The organism is Burkholderia sp. Ac-20392 (genome assembly GCF_017104585.1).
Lineage (GTDB): Bacteria > Pseudomonadota > Gammaproteobacteria > Burkholderiales > Burkholderiaceae > Burkholderia > Burkholderia lata.
Genome location: NZ_JAAGPB010000984.1, coordinates 1 through 1,584, shown reverse-complemented (window position 1 = coordinate 1,584; position 1,584 = coordinate 1). Strand labels below are relative to the sequence as shown.

General features: G+C 64.1%; 1 protein-coding gene and 1 pseudogene. Both read right to left on the bottom strand.

Translation table 11 applies throughout. The annotated features are described in order from the left end of the window. A pseudogene (locus G3N99_RS40275) lies at positions 1-509 on the bottom strand (putrescine ABC transporter permease PotI); the annotation flags it as partial. Beyond that, positions 506-1,492 carry an ABC transporter permease subunit gene (locus G3N99_RS40270; RefSeq protein ID WP_174937577.1) on the bottom strand — a complete coding sequence of 329 codons (987 nt, stop codon included), beginning with the start codon at positions 1,490-1,492 and terminating at the stop codon, positions 506-508. The pseudogene G3N99_RS40275 and the gene G3N99_RS40270, both read right to left, overlap by 4 nt. Between the last annotated feature and the right edge of the window lie 92 nt (positions 1,493-1,584).

The following is a 1,584-nucleotide window of genomic DNA, read 5'->3' as shown; positions in this document are numbered from 1 at the left end:
GCCTCTTCCAGCGACTTGTTCATCTCCTTCACGCGCGACTGCACGATGATCGCCACGTACGACACGCACAGCATCACGTGACCGATCCAGATCGTCACCATCCCGCGACCCTTCGGCCAGCCGAACATCTGCTCCAGCGCAACGAACAGCAGCAGCAGCGAGATGCCCTGGATCACTTCCGGAATCACCAGCGGCGCGTTGATCATCCCCGTGTACAGCGTGAAGCCCTTGAAGCGGCCGAAGCGCGCGAGCACGAAGCCCGCCCACGTGCCGATCACGACCGACGCGGTCGCCGTCAGCAGGCCGATCTTCAGCGACAGCCACGCGGCGTTCAGCAGCTCGTCGTCGTCCAGCAGCGCCGAGTACCACTTCAGCGAGAAGCCCGACCACACCGTCACCAGCTTCGACTCGTTGAACGAGTACACGACCAGGCTGATGATCGGGATGTACAGGAACAGGAAGCCGAAGGCGAGGACGCCCGTCGACAGCGGTTTGCTCGGCTTGATCATTTCGCGTCCTCCAGTTCCTTGACCTGGTAGTACTGGAACAGCGCCATCGGCACCAGCAGCAGCATCACCATCGCGACCGTCACGGCCGACGCCATCGGCCAGTCCATGTTGTTGAAGAATTCATCCCACATCACGCGGCCGATCATCAGCGTGTCGGCGCCGCCGAGCAGTTCCGGAATCACGTACTCGCCCACCGCCGGGATGAACACCAGCAGGCTGCCGGCGATGATCCCGTTCTTCGACAGCGGCAGCGTGATCCGCGTGAACGCGACCCACGGTTTCGCGCCGAGGTCGTACGCGGCTTCGAGCAGCGTGAGGTCCATCTTCACGAGGTGCGCGTACAGCGGCATCACCATGAACGGCAGGTACGAATAGACCATCCCGATGTAGACGCCCGCGTCGCTGTGGTAGAGGCGCAGCGGCGTGTGGATGATGCCGAGCGCGATCAGCGTGTGGTTCAGCAGGCCGTCATCCTTCAGGATGCCGATCCAGGCGTACACGCGGATCAGGAACGACGTCCAGAACGGCAACATCACGGCCATCATCAGCACGTTGCGGCGGTTCGGTTCCGAGCGCGCGATGTAGTACGCCATCGGATAACCGATCAGCAGGCACAGCACCGTCGACACGGCGGCCATCTTCAGTGAGCTGAGATAGGTCGCGATGTACAGGTCGTCCTGCAGCAGGAACGCGTAGTGCGACAGCTGCAGCGCGAAGTGCACCACGCCGTCCTTCATCTCGACGAGCGACGTGTACGGCGGGATGCCCATCACCTGGTCGGCGAAGCTGATCTTCAGCACCAGCACGAACGGCAGCGCGAAGAACACGGCAAGCCACAGGAACGGCACGCCGATCGCGACGCTGCGGCCCGACGGCAGGAAGCGCTGCAGCATCGCGAAGCGGCCCGGGCGGGCGCGTCCGGCGCCGGCGCTCGCGGCGCCGGACGATACCGGCGCGGACGGATTGGAAGCGGAGGTTCTCATCGTGGCGTCCTCACTGCGTCAGCACGACGCCGCTGGCCGGCGACCACGACACGAACACGTCGTCGTTCCACGCCGGTGCGTTGTCGTTCATC